12 protein-coding genes and 1 pseudogene are annotated in these 18,464 nt (G+C 69.7%); 8 read left to right on the top strand and 5 right to left on the bottom strand.

Annotated elements, in window-relative coordinates; translation table 11 throughout:
- Positions 1-149: 149 nt before the first annotated feature.
- Together OG870_RS11580 and OG870_RS11575 are read right to left on the bottom strand one after the other, a co-directional pair.
- A complete protein-coding gene (locus OG870_RS11580) occupies positions 150-806 on the bottom strand; it encodes an MBL fold metallo-hydrolase (protein ID WP_266512268.1) in 657 nt (218 codons plus the stop codon).
- A 55-nt stretch (positions 807-861) separates the two neighbouring features.
- Entirely contained in the window at positions 862-1,548 is a 687-nt protein-coding gene (locus tag OG870_RS11575) for a maleylpyruvate isomerase family mycothiol-dependent enzyme (protein ID WP_266585498.1), read from the bottom strand.
- 223 nt (positions 1,549-1,771) lie between these two features.
- Here OG870_RS11575 and uvrA point away from each other — a divergent pair, with 223 nt between their 5' ends.
- Complete coding sequence (uvrA, locus tag OG870_RS11570; protein WP_327690857.1) at positions 1,772-4,837, top strand: excinuclease ABC subunit UvrA; 3,066 nt, start codon at positions 1,772-1,774, stop codon at positions 4,835-4,837.
- 137 nt (positions 4,838-4,974) lie between these two features.
- Here the strand turns inward: uvrA and OG870_RS11565 are convergent, their stop codons facing one another.
- The 3 genes from OG870_RS11565 to OG870_RS11555 all read right to left on the bottom strand — a co-directional run bounded on the left by OG870_RS11565 (position 4,975) and on the right by OG870_RS11555 (position 8,266).
- Positions 4,975-5,886, bottom strand: a complete 912-nt coding sequence (locus OG870_RS11565; RefSeq protein WP_327690856.1) for a carbohydrate kinase family protein — start codon at positions 5,884-5,886, stop codon at positions 4,975-4,977.
- An 89-nt stretch (positions 5,887-5,975) separates the two neighbouring features.
- Positions 5,976-7,112 carry a LacI family DNA-binding transcriptional regulator gene (locus OG870_RS11560; RefSeq protein WP_266512257.1) on the bottom strand — a complete coding sequence of 379 codons (1,137 nt, stop codon included), beginning with the start codon at positions 7,110-7,112 and terminating at the stop codon, positions 5,976-5,978.
- Between the two features lie 197 nt (positions 7,113-7,309).
- On the bottom strand, positions 7,310-8,266 hold the full coding sequence (locus tag OG870_RS11555; protein ID WP_266512255.1) for a hypothetical protein: 957 nt from the start codon (positions 8,264-8,266) through the stop codon (positions 7,310-7,312).
- Between the two features lie 331 nt (positions 8,267-8,597).
- On the opposite strand from OG870_RS11555, the pseudogene OG870_RS11550 reads away from it, so the two are divergent.
- The 7 genes and pseudogenes from OG870_RS11550 to gap all read left to right on the top strand — a co-directional run.
- Positions 8,598-8,964 (top strand): annotated as a pseudogene (locus OG870_RS11550) (hypothetical protein); the annotation flags it as partial.
- Between the two features lie 10 nt (positions 8,965-8,974).
- A complete protein-coding gene (uvrC, locus tag OG870_RS11545) occupies positions 8,975-11,035 on the top strand; it encodes an excinuclease ABC subunit UvrC (protein ID WP_266512252.1) in 2,061 nt (686 codons plus the stop codon).
- Positions 11,032-12,000 (top strand): RNase adapter RapZ, encoded by a 969-nt coding sequence (rapZ, locus tag OG870_RS11540; protein WP_266512249.1) that lies wholly within the window; start codon positions 11,032-11,034, stop codon positions 11,998-12,000. The genes uvrC and rapZ overlap by 4 nt, the downstream gene beginning before the upstream one ends.
- Positions 11,997-13,064 carry a gluconeogenesis factor YvcK family protein gene (locus OG870_RS11535; protein WP_266512245.1) on the top strand — a complete coding sequence of 356 codons (1,068 nt, stop codon included), beginning with the start codon at positions 11,997-11,999 and terminating at the stop codon, positions 13,062-13,064. Before rapZ ends, OG870_RS11535 begins: the two co-directional genes overlap by 4 nt.
- Entirely contained in the window at positions 13,055-14,044 is a 990-nt protein-coding gene (whiA, locus tag OG870_RS11530) for a DNA-binding protein WhiA (RefSeq protein WP_266512242.1), read from the top strand. The genes OG870_RS11535 and whiA overlap by 10 nt, the downstream gene beginning before the upstream one ends.
- Positions 14,045-14,199: 155 nt before the next feature.
- Positions 14,200-17,154, top strand: coding sequence for a M14 family metallopeptidase (locus tag OG870_RS11525; RefSeq protein WP_327690855.1), 2,955 nt, complete (start codon positions 14,200-14,202; stop codon positions 17,152-17,154).
- Between the two features lie 228 nt (positions 17,155-17,382).
- On the top strand, positions 17,383-18,393 hold the full coding sequence (gene gap, locus OG870_RS11520; RefSeq protein ID WP_266512237.1) for a type I glyceraldehyde-3-phosphate dehydrogenase: 1,011 nt from the start codon (positions 17,383-17,385) through the stop codon (positions 18,391-18,393).
- Positions 18,394-18,464: the final 71 nt, after the last annotated feature.

Below are 18,464 nucleotides of genomic sequence, written 5' to 3'. Positions count from 1 at the left end.
TGTGCGGGGCTGCTTCCAGTTGACTGCGCAACAAGGTGCGCCGGGAGCGTGCACTTGGCTCCGGCGTGTGTGAACGGTTCACACGGGGCGCGTGCGGTGGACTATGCGCGGCGCGCAGACAACTTCTGCGCGCCCCCGTCCGGCGGTGTTCACCACCCGCGCGCGTGCCACTCCGGCAGATGCGGTCGTTCCGCGCCCAGGGTCGTGTCGTTGCCGTGTCCCGGGTAGACCCACGTCTCGTCCGGGAGCGCACCGAAGATCTTCGTCTCGACGTCGCGCATCAGACTGGCGAACGCCTTCGGATCCTTACGGGTGTTGCCGACACCCCCGGGGAAGAGGCAGTCCCCGGTGAACACATGAGGGTGCCCGTGCGGGTCGTCGTACACGAGGGCGATCGAGCCCGGCGTGTGCCCGACCAGATGGCGCGCGGTCAGCTCCACGCTCCCCACCCGGATCGTGTCGCCGTCGTCGACGAGGACGTCGGTCGGCACGGGGATGCCGGTGGCGTCGTCCCGGCCCGCGTACGTGCGGGCGCCGGTAGCCGTGACGACCCGCTCGAGCGCCTGCCAGTGGTCGCCGTGCTGATGCGTCGTGACGACGGAGGCGATGCCGTCGTCACCGATCATGCCGAGCAGCGTGTCCGCGTCGTTGGCGGCGTCGATCAGCAGCTGCTCATCGGTGGCCCGGCAGCGCAGCAGATAGGCGTTGTTGTCCATCGGGCCGACCGCGATCTTGGTGATCATCAGGTCCTTCAGCTCGTGCACGTCCGCCGGGCCGCCGACCGTCACCTGTCCGCTGTACGTCATGACGGCCAGCCTATAGCGGGGGAGCGCACCCGGTCCCCCGCCATAGGCGGCGACGTCACAGCGGGGGAAGCGCCGGCAGCGAGCCGCCCTCCACGGTCAGCCCGGAGCCGTCGCTGCGTCCGGCGAGCCAGCCGAGCAGTTCGGGCGCCGGGCCCGAGACGGTGACCTCCGGCTCCGTCGCCTCCCGGCCCGTCCGCCACGCGCGCGCGGCGTCCGTCAGACGTGCGGCGGTCACCCCTGGGTGCCCCGAGAAGCGCTCGGCGAGGAAGTCGATCTCCCGCTCCGAGAACTCCGTCGGCAGATCCTCCAGCTCGTACCCGATGCCGAGGTCCACGTGGTGCAGCTCCACCTCGGCCCATCGACGGAACGGCACCATGGACGCCGAGTCGGTGACCCCGTTGCGCAGCTCCACCGTGCGCGACCAGTCCGCGGGCGCGGCTCCCGTCTCCTGGAAGCGGGCCGCGCTGTCGCGCAGGTCGGCGAGCTGGACGTCGATCGGGCGCGGGGCGTCCCGCTCGATGTCGGCGTCGCGGGCGTCCCCGGATGCGTACATGGGACGACCCCGGAGGACGTTCACAAGGGCGTCCGCGTTGCGGGCGAGGTGGGCGAGGACGTGGCCGCGGGTCCAGCCGGGAAGCCGTGACGGTCCGGCCGCCGAGGCGTTGTCCAGTTTGGCGGCTGCGGTGAGCAGCCGGTCGGTCGCGTCACGTACAGACGCCAGGTCATGACCGTGATCAATCATGGTGCTGACCCTAGCCCCGCCACACCTTTGGGTGAAGGTGGTGAAGCCGTGCCATAAATCGAATGCACGTGCTATATGGTCGGGAGTGGCGTCGGGCATGCTGGATGGTCGGGGATTGTTATGCATCCCGGAATCCGACCGGCGTTGTCAGTGGCTCCCCCTAGTCTGAGAAAGCACGGGGGCCTCGCCCCTGTCACTTCTCTCAAGAAAGGTGCGGACCGGCGTGGCCGACCGTCTCATCGTCCGTGGCGCGCGCGAGCACAACCTCAAGAATGTCTCGCTCGACCTGCCGCGCGACTCGCTCATCGTCTTCACGGGCCTGTCGGGGTCGGGCAAGTCCTCGCTGGCCTTCGACACCATTTTCGCCGAGGGGCAGCGGCGCTACGTGGAGTCGCTCTCCTCGTACGCCCGCCAGTTCCTCGGCCAGATGGACAAGCCGGACGTCGACTTCATCGAAGGTCTGTCCCCGGCCGTCTCCATCGACCAGAAGTCGACCTCGCGCAACCCGCGCTCGACGGTCGGCACCATCACCGAGGTCTACGACTACCTGCGTCTGCTCTTCGCGCGCATCGGCAAGCCGCACTGTCCCGAGTGCGGCCGTCCGATCTCGCGCCAGTCGCCGCAGGCCATCGTCGACAAGGTCCTGGAGCTGCCGGAGGGGAGCCGCTTCCAGGTGCTGTCGCCGCTCGTGCGCGAGCGCAAGGGAGAGTTCGTCGACCTCTTCGCCGACCTGCAGACCAAGGGCTACAGCCGCGCGCGCGTGGACGGCGAGACCGTCCAGCTCTCCAACCCGCCCACGCTGAAGAAGCAGGAGAAGCACACCATCGAGGTGGTCGTCGACCGCCTCACGGTGAAGGACTCCGCCAAGCGTCGCCTCACCGACTCCGTGGAGACCGCTCTCGGGCTGTCCGGCGGCATGGTCGTGCTCGACTTCGTCGACCTCCCCGAGGACGACCCCGAGCGCGAGCGCATGTACTCGGAGCACCTGTACTGCACGTACGACGACCTGTCCTTCGAGGAGCTGGAGCCGCGCTCCTTCTCCTTCAACTCGCCCTTCGGCGCCTGCCCCGACTGCTCCGGTATCGGCACGCGCATGGAGGTCGACCCCGAGCTGATCGTCCCGGACGAGGACAAGTCCCTCGACGAGGGTGCCATCCACCCCTGGTCGCACGGCCACACCAAGGACTACTTCGGCCGCCTGATCGGCGCCCTGGCGGACGCGTTGGGATTCCGGACGGACATCGCCTTCGCCGGCCTGCCGCAGCGCGCCAGGAAGGCACTCCTCCACGGTCACAAGACGCAGATCGAGGTCCGCTACCGGAACAGGTACGGACGCGAGCGCGTGTACACGACGCCCTTCGAAGGCGCCGTCCCCTTCGTGAAGCGCCGACACAGCGAGGCCGAGAGCGACGCCAGCCGCGAGCGCTTCGAGGGCTACATGCGCGAGGTGCCCTGCCCCACCTGTGAGGGCACGCGCCTGAAGCCGATCGTCCTCGCGGTCACGATCATGGGGAAGTCGATCGCCGAGGTCTCCGGCATGTCCATCAGCGACTGCGCGGACTTCCTGGGCGAGCTGAAGCTCGACGCCCGCGACAAGAAGATCGCCGAGCGCGTGCTGAAGGAGGTCAACGAACGGCTTCGGTTCCTGGTCGACGTCGGCCTGGACTACCTCTCGCTGAATCGCGCGGCCGGCACACTCTCCGGCGGCGAGGCCCAGCGCATCCGTCTGGCCACCCAGATCGGCTCCGGCCTCGTCGGCGTCCTGTACGTCCTCGACGAGCCGTCCATCGGCCTGCACCAGCGCGACAACCACCGGCTGATCGAGACCCTGGTCCGGCTGCGCGACATGGGCAACACGCTCATCGTCGTCGAGCACGACGAGGACACCATCAAGATCGCGGACTGGATCGTCGACATCGGCCCCGGCGCGGGCGAGCACGGCGGCAAGGTCGTGCACAGCGGCTCCCTGAAGGAACTGCTCACCAACGCCGAGTCGATGACCGGCCAGTACCTGTCCGGCAAGAAGTCGATCCCGCTGCCCGAGATCCGGCGCCCGCAGGACCCGACACGTCGGCTCACGGTGCACGGCGCGCGGGAGAACAACCTCCAGGACATCGACGTCTCGTTCCCGCTGGGCGTGTTCACGGCCGTGACGGGCGTGTCCGGCTCCGGCAAGTCGACGCTGGTCAACGACATCCTCTACACGCACCTGGCCCGCGAGCTCAACGGCGCCCGCAATGTGCCCGGACGGCACACACGCGTGGACGGCGACGACCTCGTCGACAAGGTCGTACACGTCGACCAGTCGCCCATCGGCCGCACCCCGCGCTCCAACCCGGCGACGTACACCGGCGTCTTCGACCATGTCCGCAAGCTGTTCGCGGAGACCACCGAGGCGAAGGTTCGCGGCTATCTGCCCGGCCGCTTCTCCTTCAACGTCAAGGGCGGTCGCTGCGAGAACTGCGCGGGCGACGGCACGATCAAGATCGAGATGAACTTCCTCCCGGACGTGTACGTCCCGTGCGAGGTCTGCCACGGCGCCCGCTACAACCGGGAGACCCTGGAGGTCCACTACAAGGGCAAGTCCATCGCCGAGGTCCTGAACATGCCGATCGAGGAGGCGACGGACTTCTTCGAGGCCGTCCCCGCGATCGCCCGCCACCTCAACACCCTCAAGGACGTCGGTCTCGGCTACGTCAGGCTCGGCCAGTCCGCGACCACCCTCTCCGGCGGCGAAGCGCAGCGCGTCAAGCTCGCCAGTGAGCTGCAGCGCCGCTCCACCGGCCGCACCGTCTACGTCCTGGACGAGCCGACCACCGGTCTGCACTTCGAGGACATCAGCAAGCTGCTGACGGTCCTGTCCGGCCTGGTCGACAAGGGCAACACGGTCATCGTCATCGAGCACAACCTCGATGTGGTCAAGACCGCCGACTGGGTCGTCGACATGGGCCCCGAGGGCGGCGCCGGTGGCGGACTCGTCGTCGCCGAGGGCACACCCGAGGAGATCGCCGGGGTCCCCAACAGCCACACCGGCAAGTTCCTGAGGGAGATCCTCGGCGCCGACCGGATCAGTGACGCGGCTTTGGTGCCGGCCCCGCGCAAGACGACGGCCAAGAAGACCGTCGCGGCCAAGAAGACGGTCGCGGCAAACAAGACGGTCGCAGCCAAGTCGACGGCGAAGAGGACGACGACCGCCAGGACCGCCGACAACACGGCCACCAAGAAGGCCGCCGGCGCCACGAAGAAGGCGGCACCCGCGAAGAAGACGACGCGGGCGCGGAAAGCCTGAACAATCCGGAAAAGTGCGGCGCCCCGTGGGAACTCCCCGCGGGGCGCCGCTCGTTGCAAGATCAGCCGCCTGATCCACGGCTACGACGAACCTTGACTCCTGAACAGCGGAATCAGCGAAGGAAAGCCGAACGCCCCTTACCAGTCCCCGAGTTCGGAGGCGTACGGCGGCTCTGCGCCTGCCCGGGAGCAGGTGATCGCGGCTGCGCGCGCCGCGAATCGCAGCAGCCTCGTCCAGCCGTCGGCGCCCAGTCCCAGGAGCGACTCGGCGGACAGGGCGTCCTGGGCGGCCAGAGCATGCAGGAGAGCGGCGTTCACGGTGTCACCGGCGCCGATCGTGTCCACCACGTCGACCTTCTCGCCCGGTACGGCGTGCACCGTTCCGTCCCGGGTGAAGGCGGTCAGCCCGTCCCCGCCATGGGTGATCACGACCGCCGCGGGTCCGGCGGCCAGCCACTCGCGCGGGGTGCCGCCCAGCCAGAGGGCGTCCTCCTCGGAGAGCTTGAGCAGCGTCACCGAGGGCAGCCAGCTCGTGAAGCGGGCACGATAGGCGTCCGCATCAGGGATCAGCCCCGCCCTGATGTTGGGGTCGAGCGCGGTGAAGACGCCTTGGGCGGCAGCGGTCCGCATCAGGCTCTCGTAGGCGGTCGCGCCGGGCTCCAGGACGAGCGAGCAGGTGCCGAAGGACACGGCTCGTGTCTCGGCGGGCAGCGCCTGCGGTGTGGCGAACAGCCGGTCCGCGGTGCCCTCGACATAGAAGGAGTAGGCGGCCGAGCCGTTCCCGTCGAGCGTGGCGAGGGCGAGGGTGGTCGGCTCCGGACCGCGCTGCACGGCCGAGACGTCCACGCCCGCCTCCCGGAGTCGGTCGAGCAGCGCCTCGCCGAAGGCGTCGTGCGAGGTACGGGAGCAGAAGGCGGTGGGGGAGCCGAGGCGGCCGAGCGCCACGGCCGTGTTGTACGGGCCGCCGCCGAGCGCCGGTTTGAGGGCCGCGAGGGCACCGGTGCCGTGCGGTACCAGGTCGATCAGAGCCTCACCGGCGACGACGATCACGAGACGGTTCCTTTCTCGACTGTTCGAACTTCTCGAACTGCTCGGACTGCTCCAACTCTGCGGTCTTTTCACGCTCGGGCCGTTCGGCCTCATCGGGCCCTATCGGCCCCGTCGGCCTTCGCGGCCTCGCGCTCCTCGAACTCGCCGTGTGGCTCGGGCTGTTCGGTGACGTCGGGAAGGGCGAACTGCGAAAGCTCGAACTGCACCGACCCCTCCGGGCAGCCGCAGGAGGTGCGGTGGACCAAGGTGCAGGGGAGTCGCAGAGTGCGGGCGGGGCGGTCCGGGGAGGCGAGGCGTTCCAGGAGCACCCGCACCGCCTCGGCGCCGAGTTCCCTGCTGGGCTGGGCGACGGCGGTGAGCCGGGGCGAGAACAGGTCCGCCCAGGCGAAGTCGTCGAAGCAGCACAGGGCGATGTCATCGGGCACGGACAGGCTGCGTTCCCGCAGCGCACGCAGTGCGCCGATGGTCATCGCGTTGTTGGCGGTGACAAGTGCCGTGGGTGGGTCGGCGAGGGAGAGGAGCTGCGCAGTGGCGCGTTCGGCGCCGAGGGACTCGGAGTTGCCGTGCACCACGAGGTGTTCGTCGGGGAGGAGCCCGGAGGCGGCGAGGCCGCTGCGGTATCCGGCGATGCGTTCGCGGGTGGTGCTGAACCCGGGCGCGCCGGCGACCAGGGCGATCCGGCGGTGGCCGAGCTCGGCGAGGTGGGTGACCAGCCGGGCGGTCGGCTGCGTGCTCTCGGTACAGACCTGGTCGTAGCGCGGTGTGCCGTCGGCCGGGAAGTCCACGCGGCGGTCGAGGAACACGGCCGGTACGCCGTGCCGGCTGAGGTAGGCGACGAGTTCGCCCGGGTCCGCGGACGGGGCGACGATCATGCCGTCGACCCGGCGTTCGTGCAGCAGTTGGACGACCTTGCGCTCGTGCTCCGGGTCGTCGTGCGGATCGGCGATGAGCAGGCTGTAGCCGTGTTCCAGGGCGCCGGCCTCGACGCCCTGGAGGATCTCCGTGAAGTACGGGTTGCTGATCGCCGACACCGCGAGACCGATGGACCGGGTGCGCGAGGTCACCAGGGAGCGGGCGAGGGTGTTCGGGCTGTAGCCGAGCAGGTCGACGGCGTCCAGGACCGCCTGGCGGGTGTGGGGGAGGACGGGCCGGGTGTCGTTCAGGACGTGCGACACGGTCGCGACGGAGACACCGGCGCTGCGAGCGACGTCGGCCATGGTGACCATGACGTACCCCCTCCTGAACCGTGGCCCTTCGCCGGCAGAGCATGCCTTCCGGCCGGGACGGTATCTCATTCCAGAGCGGACGTAAACGCTTGCGCAAACGTTTACGTCGCCGGCCGCACACATGTGAGGGGAGTCCCTCACCTCGCAGGGAGTCCCTCACCCCGGGGCTCTGCGTGAGCCGGCCCCTTACGTCCGCCTCATTCCCAGTCCCACCCGATCCCCACGATCCCCGACCGCACCCGGGGCTCGACGAGGTGGACCGAGTGGTGGCGGCCCGTGAGGGCGAGTTCCTGGCGGCCGCTGCGTGGGGCCGCCGGGGAGTGCTGGGCGAAGCGGTGGCAGTGGGACGGCAGAGCCTGCTCGTCGAAGCGCACCTGGAGCGCGTACTGGCCGCCCGCGGGCCCGAAGCTGCGGACGTACTCGCGGCACACACCCGCGGTGCCGTCCTCGATGCCGTAGCGGAACAGGAAGGTGTCGCCGGCCCGCAGGCGGGTGTCGAAGAGGAGCTCGGCGACGAGTACACCTGTCTCGTGGTGCACGCGTATGCGTCCCGTGCGGCAGTTCTCCAGCGCGTGCACCCCCATGCGCTCCGGAGCGCACCCCGGGTCGCCGTGGTGGACGGCCACGAAGCGGTCGACGCCGTCCTTGTGGGCGCGCACGATGTGGTGGGACTCGCGCCCCGCCAGCTCGCGGTGCGATCCGATCCGTATCCGCTCGTGATGCCCCAGGGTGTGCAGCCCGCTGTCCAGGGGCGAGCCGAGTTCGGCCAGCAGTCGTTCCAGGACGCCCGACGCCTCCACGAGGGAGCGGTAGGAACGGCCCGCGGCCCGTTGTGCGGACGGGCCTTCGTCGGTCTCCGAGAGCAACCGGATCAGGGACTCCTCCGGCAGCTGCAGGATCTCCTCCAGCGCCCGCACGGCCCGCAGGGACTCGGGGCGCTGCGGTCGCCGGGCGCCCTGCTGCCAGTAACTCAGGCTGGTGACGCCGACCTTGACCCCGTAGCGCGACAGATGGTGCTGCACGCGCTGCAGAGGCAGCCCACGGGCGGCGATCGCGGCGCGCAGCGCGGCATGGAAGGGGCCACCCCGCAGGGCCGAGTCCAGTTCCGCTGTGGCGACGGTGGCGACGTCCGCGTGCTGTGTGGCGTGCGGCATGCAGGGGCCTTTCTGTGAATGCTCGCTACGGCTGGTCGGGCCGGGTTCGTGCTGTCTGTCGGGGCCACCCCGTCGGCGCCGGGGCGTCTTCCCATCCGTACGCCGCCGTTCACGGCCCCGAGTTCCCCCGCATTGAAGCGTGTTGACCAAGTCCCGACAACACCTGACGCCCAACAGCGGCGCACTCCTGGCCGAGACACGATCGGCTCTCTCAGGCCGGCGCGGTCGTCCCGTCGTGGCCGGGCACCTCCCTGATCTCCCGCGCCGGCAGGTCGGACTTCTGCAGGAACCCTCGGGTGGCACTGGCGGCGACGAGTGCCTGGAAGCCCGGGTCGTCGACCCCTCGCTGGTGGCGGAGCTTCGCCGCCAACCGCCGTGACGACCCCATGTCCCACCTCAGTGCCCGGGAGCGCGAGGTTCTGGCCCTGATGGCGGAGAGCCGCTCGAACGCGCGGGAGTCGGCGGGCCCGGACGGCACCGGCCGCCACGCCCGTCCGGCGGCCGCCCTAGGCCGCAGGCTGTGGGTCACCGAGGGCACCGTCGAGAAACACGTCCGCAGCATCCTGGGCAAACTCCGCCTCACCGGGGACACCGACGACCACCGCCGCGTCCTGGCCGTTCTCACGTTCCTCGGGTCCCGGCAGTCCGCGCAGCGGGGTTGTCCACAGGCCGGTCGCAGTGTCAGCCCTCGCCAGTAGGGTGTGAGACATGGCCGATCCCTCCAGCTACCGCCCCAGGCCGGGTGCGATCCCGGACTCTCCGGGGGTGTACAGGTTCCGCGACGAGCACCGCCGGGTGATCTACGTCGGAAAGGCGAAGAGCCTGCGCCAGCGCCTGGCGAACTACTTCCAGGACCTGACGAACCTGCACCCGCGCACCCGGACGATGGTCACCACGGCCGCGTCCGTGGAGTGGACCGTGGTGTCCACAGAGGTCGAGGCCCTGCAGCTGGAGTACTCCTGGATCAAGGAGTTCGACCCGCGGTTCAACGTCAAGTACCGCGACGACAAGAGCTATCCGTACCTCGCGGTGACCATGAACGAGGAGTTTCCGCGCGTCCAGGTGATGCGCGGCCACAAGCGCAAGGGCGTGCGCTACTTCGGGCCGTACGGACACGCGTGGGCGATCCGCGACACCGTGGACCTCCTCCTGCGCGTCTTCCCCGTGCGCACCTGCTCGGCCGGCGTCTTCAAGAACGCCGCGCGCACCGGCCGGCCCTGTCTGCTCGGCTACATCGGAAAGTGCTCGGCGCCCTGCGTCGGCCGCGTCTCGGCCGAGGAGCACTACGAACTGGCCGAGGAGTTCTGCGACTTCATGGCCGGCCGGACGGGCACGTACCTCCGCCGCCTGGAGAAGCAGATGGCTCAGGCGGCCGAGGACATGGAGTACGAGCGGGCGGCCCGCCTGCGCGACGACATCGGGGCCCTGAAGAAGGCCATGGAGAAGAGCGCGGTCGTGCTCGCCGACGCGACCGACGCCGACCTGATCGCGGTCGCCGAGGACGAGCTGGAGGCCGCGGTCCAGATCTTCCATGTCCGCGGCGGACGCGTGCGTGGCCAGCGCGGCTGGGTCACCGACAAGGTCGAGGAGATCACCACCGGCGCCCTCGTCGAGCACGCCCTGCAGCAGCTGTACGGCGAGGAGAAGGGCGACTCCGTCCCCAAGGAGGTCCTCGTCCCCGCCCTGCCCGACCCGGTCGAGCCCGTCCAGCAGTGGCTCGCCGAGCGCCGGGGCTCGGGCGTCTCCCTGCGCATCCCGCAGCGCGGCGACAAGAAGGCCCTGATGGAGACGGTGGAGCGCAACGCCCAGCAGTCGCTGGTGCTGCACAAGACCAAGCGTGCCTCCGACCTGACCACGCGCTCGCGCGCCCTGGAGGAGATCGCCGACGCTCTCGACCTGGACAGCGCACCCCTGAGGATCGAGTGCTACGACATCTCGCACCTCCAGGGCGACGACGTCGTGGCGTCCATGGTCGTCTTCGAGGACGGCCTGCAGCGCAAGAGCGAGTACCGCCGCTTCCAGATCAAGGGCTTCGAGGGCCAGGACGACGTCCGCTCCATGCACGAGGTGATCACCCGCCGCTTCAGGCGGTACCTGGTCGAGAAGGAGAAGACCGGCGAGTGGGTCGACGACGGCCAGGAGAACCACCTCGACGGTGATCTCGGCAACGGCCTCAAGGACGAGGAGGGCAGGCCCAAGAAGTTCGCCTACCCGCCCCAGCTCGTCGTCGTCGACGGCGGGCAGCCCCAGGTCGCGGCCGCCAAGAGGGCCCTCGACGAGCTCGGCATCGACGACGTCGCGGTGTGCGGCCTGGCCAAGCGTCTGGAGGAGGTGTGGCTGCCGGACGACGACGACCCTGTGGTCCTGCCCCGCACCAGCGAGGGCCTCTACCTGCTGCAGCGCGTCCGTGACGAGGCCCATCGCTTCGCGATCACCTATCAGCGCACCAAGCGGGCCAAGCGCTTCCGGTCGAGCCCCCTGGATGACGTGCCCGGCCTCGGAGACACCCGCAAGCAGGCACTTCTCAAGCACTTCGGTTCGTTGAAGAAACTGCGATCCGCCACCATCGACCAGATCTGCGAGGTTCCCGGCATAGGCCGCAAGACGGCCGAGACCATTGCCGCGGCCCTCGCCCAGGCGGCCCCGGCCGCGCCCGCCGTGAACACGGCGACTGGAGAGATCATGGAGGAGGAACCCGGCACCATGGGTTCCAGTGGGGAGCCCGTGACGATGGGCGCCCCGGACGAACGACGGGGGCAGGAGACATGAATGTGAACGAGCACGACGGGCAGCAGACCCCAGCCGGAGACGGCTCAGCCGGAGACGGAGCACAGGTGAGTACGGGCAGCGAAACACCCGGGGTGCCCGAGTCGGCCATCCCCGAGTTGGTGATCATCTCCGGCATGTCCGGTGCGGGCAGGTCGACGGCCGCCAAGTGTCTGGAGGACCTCGGCTGGTTCGTCGTCGACAACCTGCCGCCCGCCCTGATCCCCACCATGGTGGAACTCGGCGCCCGCTCGCAGGGCAACGTGGCCAGGATCGCGGTCGTCGTCGACGTCCGCGGCCGCCGCTTCTTCGACAACCTCCGCGACTCCCTCGCCGACCTGGAGTCCAAGCACGTCACCCGGCGGATCGTCTTCCTGGAGTCCTCCGACGAGGCCCTGGTGCGCCGCTTCGAGTCGGTACGCCGCCCGCACCCCCTCCAGGGCGACGGCCGCATCGTCGACGGCATCGCAGCCGAGCGCGAACTGCTGCGCGAGCTGCGCGGCGACGCCGACCTGGTGATCGACACCTCCAGCCTGAACGTGCACGAGCTGCGCGCCAAGATGGACGCCCAGTTCGCCGGCGAGGAGGAGCCGGAGCTGAGGGCCACCGTCATGTCCTTCGGCTTCAAGTACGGCCTCCCGGTCGACGCCGACCTGGTCGCGGACATGCGGTTCCTGCCCAACCCGCACTGGATCCCGGAGCTGCGCCCCTTCACCGGTCTCAACGAGGAGGTGTCGGCGTACATCTTCAACCAGCCCGGCGCCAAGGAGTTCCTCGACCGTTACGCCGAGCTGCTGCGGCTCATCGCGGCCGGCTACCGCCGCGAGGGCAAGCGGTACGTGACCATCGCCATCGGCTGCACCGGCGGCAAGCACCGTTCGGTCGCCACCTCCGAGAAGCTCGCCGCGCGCCTCGTGGCCGAGGGTGTGGAGACGGTGGTCGTGCACCGGGACATGGGACGGGAATGACAGGACGTTCTTCGCGGCTGAGCAGGCTGCGCCGGACGGTGCCGGAGGGGCGTGCGAGCCGGCCCGTCGAGAGCCGCGGTGCCAGGCCCCGCCGACGCGGCGCCCAGCCCAAGGTGGTCGCCCTCGGCGGCGGCATGGGCCTGTCCGCCTCGCTCGCTGCCCTCCGCCGGATCACCGGCGACCTCACCGCCGTCGTCACCGTGGCCGACGACGGCGGCTCCAGCGGACGCCTGCGCGACGAGCTGGGCGTACTGCCGCCCGGCGACCTGCGCAAGGCGCTGGCCGCGCTGTGCGGCGACGACGACTGGGGCCAGACCTGGGCCCGGGTCATCCAGCACCGCTTCCAGTCCAAGGGCGACCTGCACGAGCACGCCGTCGGCAACCTCCTGATCGTCGCCCTCTGGGAACAGCTCGGCGATCACGTCCAGGCCCTCGACCTGGTCGGCAAGCTGCTCGGCGCGCACGGGCGGGTGCTGCCCATGTCCGCCGTACCCCTGGAACTGCAGGCACTGGTCAAGGGCCATCTCCCGGAGCGGCCCGAGGACGTCGAGACCGTGCGCGGACAGGCGACCGTGGCGCTGACGCCCGGCGAGGTGCAGTCCGTGCACCTCGTGCCGCACGACCCGCCGGCCGTCCCCGAGGCCGTCGAGGCGGTCCTGGACGCCGACTGGGTGGTTCTCGGCCCGGGCTCCTGGTTCTCCTCGGTCATCCCGCACCTCCTCGTGCCCGATCTGCTGGACGCGCTCATCGAGACCAAGGCGCGCCGGGTGCTCCCGCTGAACCTCGCCCCGCAGCCCGGAGAAACCGAAGGCTTCTCACCGCAGCGTCATTTGGAGGTTTTGGGACGACACGCCCCTAAACTCGCCCTGGACGTGGTGCTGGCCGACGAGGCCGCCGTGCCCGACCGCGACGTGCTCACCGAGGCTGCCAAGCGACTCGGAGCCGCGGTCGAGCTGGCGCCGGTGGCCCGGAGGGACGGAACCCCTCGGCACGACCCGGAGCTGCTGGCCGCCGCGTACGACCGTATTTTTCGGATGCATGGAAGGATCGGCCCATGGCGATGACGGCAGCGGTGAAGGACGAGATCTCCCGGCTCCCCGTCACCCGCACCTGCTGCAGGAAGGCGGAGGTCTCCGCCATTCTGCGGTTCGCCGGCGGCCTTCACCTGGTCAGCGGGCGCATCGTGATCGAGGCGGAGCTGGATACCGCGATGGCGGCCCGGCGCCTGAAGCGGGACATCCTGGAGATCTTCGGCCACAGTTCCGAACTGATCGTGATGGCACCGGGCGGACTGCGGCGCGGTTCGCGCTACGTCGTCCGGGTCGTCGCCGGAGGTGATCAGCTGGCCCGGCAGACCGGCCTGGTGGACGGCCGGGGCCGCCCGATCCGCGGTCTGCCCCCGCAGGTGGTCTCGGGGGCCACCTGCGACGCGGAGGCCGCCTGGCGCGGGGCCTTCCTCGCGCACGGCTCGCTGACCGAGCCCGGCCGCTCGTCCTCCCTGGAGGTGACCTGCCCCGGGCCCGAGGCCGCCCTCGCCCTGGTCGGCGCCGCCCGTCGGCTGTCGATCGCCGCCAAGGCCCGTGAGGTGCGCGGAGTGGACCGTGTGGTCGTCCGTGACGGCGACGCGATCGGCGCCCTGCTCACCCGCCTCGGCGCGCACGAGTCGGTGCTGGCCTGGGAGGAGCGCCGGATGCGCCGCGAGGTGCGGGCGACGGCGAACCGGCTCGCCAACTTCGACGACGCCAACCTGCGGCGCTCCGCCCGCGCCGCGGTCGCGGCCGGAGCCCGTGTCCAGCGTGCCCTGGAGATCCTCGGCGAGGAGGTCCCCGAGCACCTCGCGGCCGCCGGGCGCCTGCGCATGGACCACAAGCAGGCCTCGCTGGAGGAGCTGGGCGCGCTCGCCGACCCGCCGCTGACCAAGGACGCCGTCGCCGGCCGTATCCGCCGGCTTCTCGCGATGGCCGACAAGCGCGCCTCCGACATCGGCATTCCCGGCACGGAGTCCAGCATCACCGAGGAGATGGCCGACCACCTCGTCGGCTGACGGCGAGCGAAGGATCGTTCAACACGCCGGTGCCGATGCCCTGTTGGGGCGTCGGCACCGGCGTCCGTCTGTCCGTGGCCCCCTTGACTCGATCATGGAGTGTCATGAACCTGGCAGCAGTTCGCCACTGTGGCGGACCACTGCTAGGGGGGTTCATGAGACCTAGAGCGAGATTGATCCTCGCTGCCGGCGCGCTTCTGATCGGCGGAGCGAGCCTCGCACCCGTCGCCCAGGCGCAGAACGGAAGTTCGCAGGGATCCGACCCCAACGAGGTCAAGGTCTTCCGCGCCGACGTCACCGCCAGGCAGGTACCCCTGCTGCTGGCGGCCGGACAGGACAGTCACGAACTCGGCCAGCAGGTCCCGGACAAGGGCACCGCATCGGTCGAGGTCTATCTGACCGACCAGCAGGCCCACAAGCTGGAGAAACAGGGCGTCGACCTCACCGAGCGCACACTTTCGGCCAAGGCGGAGAAGCGTGTCGATGCCGCCGCCCAGGGCGTGTTCCGCCCGTACGGCGGAAGCGGTGGGCTCAAGGAGGAGATCGTCCGGACCGGGCAGCAGAACCCCGGCCTCACCAAGGTCGTCTCCATCGGCAAGACCGTCAACGGCCAGGACATCCTCGCGCTCAAACTGACCAAGGGCGCGAAGAAGTCCAAGGACGGCTCGAAGCCCTCCGTCCTCTACATGTCCAACCAGCACGCGCGCGAGTGGATCACGCCGGAGATGACCCGCCGGCTGATGCACTACTACCTGGACAACTACAAGACGGACAAACGCATCAGGAAGATCGTCGACTCGACCGAGCTGTGGTTCGTGATCTCCGCCAACCCCGACGGCTACGACTACACGTTCCGGAACTCCGACACCCGCCTGTGGCGCAAGAACCTGCGGGACGTCAACGGCGACGGTGTCATCTCCACCGGCGACGGCGTCGACCTCAACCGAAACTTCGCCTACAAGTGGGGCTACGACGACGAGGGTTCGTCGCCCAACCCGACCAGTGAGACCTATCGCGGCGCGAGCCCCGGCTCCGAGCCCGAGACCAAGGCGCTCGACGCCTTCGAGAAGCGGATCGGCTTCAGGTACGCCATCAACTACCACTCCGCCGCCGAACTCCTCCTCTACGGCGTCGGCTGGCAGGTCGCCACGCCGACCCCGGACGACGTCGTCTACAAGGCCCTCGCCGGTTCGCCGGACAACTCCGCGATCCCCGGCTACCACCCGCAGGTCTCCTCGGAGCTGTACACGACCAACGGCGAGGCGGACGGCCACGCGGGGAACGTCAACGGCATGTCGATGTTCACCCCCGAGATGTCGACCTGCCAGACCGCCTCGAACGTCGATCCGGGCGACCAGTGGAACGCGGCCGACTGCCAGTCCGTGTTCAACTTCCCGGACGACGAGAAGCTGATCCAGGCGGAGTTCGCGAAGAACGTCCCCTTCGCGCTGTCGGTCGCCGAGACCGCCCCGCACCCCGACACGCCGTCCTCCTCGCTCGGCCTGACCGCGGCCGACTTCACCCCGGCGACGTTCTCCACCTCGTACTCCCGCGGCGCCGACCAGGAGGTTTCCGTCGTCGCACGCAAGGCCGTCCGCGGCAAGGAGCTGAAGTACCGCGTCGACGGCGGCCGTACCAAGGACGTGGCGCTCAGGTCCTGGAAGGGCGGCGAGACCTACGGCGGTGCGGACAACCTGCACTTCGACGAGTACCGGGCCAGGGTCAAGGACGGCGACCCGGGCGACAGGGTCGAGGTCTGGTTCACCGGAAAGTCGAAGAGCGGCAAGAAGGTCTCCAGCGGGCACTTCACCTACACCGTCGCCCAGCGGCCCAAGGCCGACACCCTCGTCGTCGCCGAGGAGGGCGCGGCCGCCACGCAGGCGCAGACGTACGTGGACGCGCTGAAGGCGAACGGCCGCAAGGCGATCGTCTGGGACGTCGCCACCCAGGGCGCGCCCGACGCGCTCGGCGTGCTGAAGCACTTCAGGACGGTCGTCCACTACACCGGCGCGAGCGTCCCCGGCAACGCCACCCAGCTTCAGCTGCGCGCCTTCCTCAACGAGGGCGGCAAGCTGATCGAGGCGGGCGAGCAGGCCGGCGGCAACGTCGATCTCGGCGGCGGCACCCTGTCGAACGACTTCAGCCAGTACTACCTGGGCGCCTATTCGCGTACGTCGACGCCCGGGGCCACCGGCATCACCGGTTCCGGCAAACTCGACGGCTTCAGCGGTGCGCTCGGTGCGGCTCCCGGCAACCCGCTCGACAAGGCGGGCACCTACAGCGCCACCTCCGAGGAACTGCCCGTCGGCACCTACCCGCAGTTCGCGAGCGCGGGCGCGGGCCGGTTCGCCGGGACCGTCGACCCGTACGCGCCGTACGCGGGTTCCTCCATGGCAGCGGCCGTCCACACCGACGACTCCTACAAGCGCCTCACCCGCACCGTCGACCTCACCGGCGTGACCGCGGCCGGGCAGCCCACCCTGCGCAGCCGGCTGCTGTGGGACACCGAACCCGGCTACGACCATGTGATCGTCGAGGCGCACACCACCGGCGCGGACGACTGGACGACGTTGCCGGAGGCAGGCGGCGCCACCAGCCAGAAGGTGCCGGCGGAGTGCGAGGCGGGCTTCCTGGTGAACGAGCACCCGTGGCTCAAGCACTACCTCACCGTCGCCTCCGGCGGCTGCACCGCGAGCGGCACCAGCGGGTCCTGGAACAGCCTCACCGGCGCCTCCAGCGGCTGGCAGCAGGTCAACTACGACCTGAGCGCCTACGCAGGAAAGTCCGTCGAGGTCTCCATCAGCTATGTCACCGACCCCAGCACGGGCGGCCACGGCGTCCTCGCCGACGAGGCCTCGCTCGTCGTCGGCGGCACGGCGACGCAGACCGAGGGTTTCGAGACGTCGCTCGGCGCCTGGAGCGTGAGCGGACCGCCCGCGGGCAGCCCGGCCGTGCTCAAGGACTGGGCGCGCACCGGGGCACTGTTCAAGACGTACGGCGCGATCACCACCGACCGGAGCGTGCTGCTGGGCTTCGGTCTGGAGCACGTCCCCGCGGCCGCGGATCGCAACGCCCTCGTCAAGAAGGCACTCGCGGCTCTCCGGGGCTGAATCACCTGGTCAACGATGACTAGCACCTCGTAGTCAGAAAGAGTGATCAGAACTTTCGAGCCGGGCGGTCCGTACCGCTACTGGCGGGTACGGACCGCCTGCCCATGTATGGGGCGTCTCGATGTCACCGCGGGGCCCGCAGGGAGGTAGGGTCGGGGTTGGTCGGGGACATCCCAAACAGAGCTCGCCGGCACCGCATAGCCGGCGTACCAACGAGGAGATCGGTTCGTGACGATCCGCGTAGGCATCAACGGCTTCGGTCGTATCGGTCGCAACTACTTCCGCGCACTGCTGGAGCAGGGTGCAGACATCGAGATCGTGGCTGTCAACGACCTGGGTGACACAGCGACCACCGCTCACCTGCTGAAGTACGACACCATCCTGGGCCGCCTCAAGCACGAGGTCTCCCACACCGCCGACACCATCACGGTCGACGGCAAGACCATCAAGGTCCTTTCCGAGCGCAACCCCGCCGACATCCCGTGGGGCGACCTCGGCGTCGACATCGTCATCGAGTCGACCGGCATCTTCACCAAGAAGGCCGACGCCGAGAAGCACATCGCGGGCGGCGCCAAGAAGGTCCTCATCTCGGCTCCGGCCAAGGATGAGGACATCACCATCGTGATGGGCGTCAACCAGGACAAGTACGACGCGGCCAACCATCACGTCATCTCCAACGCCTCCTGCACCACCAACTGTGTGGCGCCGATGGCCAAGGTCCTCGACGAGAACTTCGGCATCGTCAAGGGCCTGATGACGACGGTCCACGCGTACACCAACGACCAGCGCATCCTGGACTTCCCGCACTCGGACCTGCGTCGCGCCCGCGCCGCCGCCGAGAACATCATCCCGACCACGACCGGTGCCGCCAAGGCCACCGCCCTGGTCCTCCCGCAGCTCAAGGGCAAGCTCGACGGCATCGCGATGCGCGTCCCGGTCCCGACCGGTTCCGCCACCGACCTCGTCGTGACCCTCCAGCGCGAGGTCACCAAGGACGAGGTCAACGCCGCGTTCAAGAAGGCCTCCGAGGACGGCGACCTCAAGGGCTACCTGGCCTACACCGAGGACCCGATCGTCTCCTCGGACATCGTCAGCGACCCGGCCTCCTGCACCTTCGACTCCTCCCTGACCATGGTCCAGGAGGGCAACTCGGTGAAGATCCTCGGCTGGTACGACAACGAGTGGGGCTACTCCAACCGCCTCGTCGACCTCACGGTCTTCGTCGGCAACCAGCTCTGATCCACAGAGCAGGCACTTGATGTGACGGCAGGGCTCGGGCGGCGCAGCGACGCGCCGCCCGGGCCCTGACT

Source organism: Streptomyces sp. NBC_00461 (assembly GCF_036013935.1).
Classification (GTDB): Bacteria; Actinomycetota; Actinomycetes; order Streptomycetales; family Streptomycetaceae; genus Streptomyces.
This window is presented reverse-complemented; position numbering and strand designations above follow the sequence as displayed.

Excerpts from the sequence above, each read along its gene's own strand:
- OG870_RS11535 (WP_266512245.1), top strand. The coding sequence starts at position 11,997 with ATGACAGGACGTTCTTCGCGGCTGAGCAGGCTGCGCCGGACGGTGCCG.
- OG870_RS11525 (WP_327690855.1), top strand. The coding sequence starts at position 14,200 with ATGAGACCTAGAGCGAGATTGATCCTCGCTGCCGGCGCGCTTCTGATC.
- rapZ (WP_266512249.1), top strand. The coding sequence starts at position 11,032 with ATGAATGTGAACGAGCACGACGGGCAGCAGACCCCAGCCGGAGACGGC.
- OG870_RS11555 (WP_266512255.1), bottom strand. The coding sequence starts at position 8,266 with ATGCCGCACGCCACACAGCACGCGGACGTCGCCACCGTCGCCACAGCG.
- whiA (WP_266512242.1), top strand. The coding sequence starts at position 13,055 with ATGGCGATGACGGCAGCGGTGAAGGACGAGATCTCCCGGCTCCCCGTC.
- OG870_RS11575 (WP_266585498.1), bottom strand. The coding sequence starts at position 1,548 with ATGATTGATCACGGTCATGACCTGGCGTCTGTACGTGACGCGACCGAC.
- OG870_RS11580 (WP_266512268.1), bottom strand. The coding sequence starts at position 806 with ATGACGTACAGCGGACAGGTGACGGTCGGCGGCCCGGCGGACGTGCAC.
- OG870_RS11560 (WP_266512257.1), bottom strand. The coding sequence starts at position 7,112 with ATGGTCACCATGGCCGACGTCGCTCGCAGCGCCGGTGTCTCCGTCGCG.
- uvrC (WP_266512252.1), top strand. The coding sequence starts at position 8,975 with ATGGCCGATCCCTCCAGCTACCGCCCCAGGCCGGGTGCGATCCCGGAC.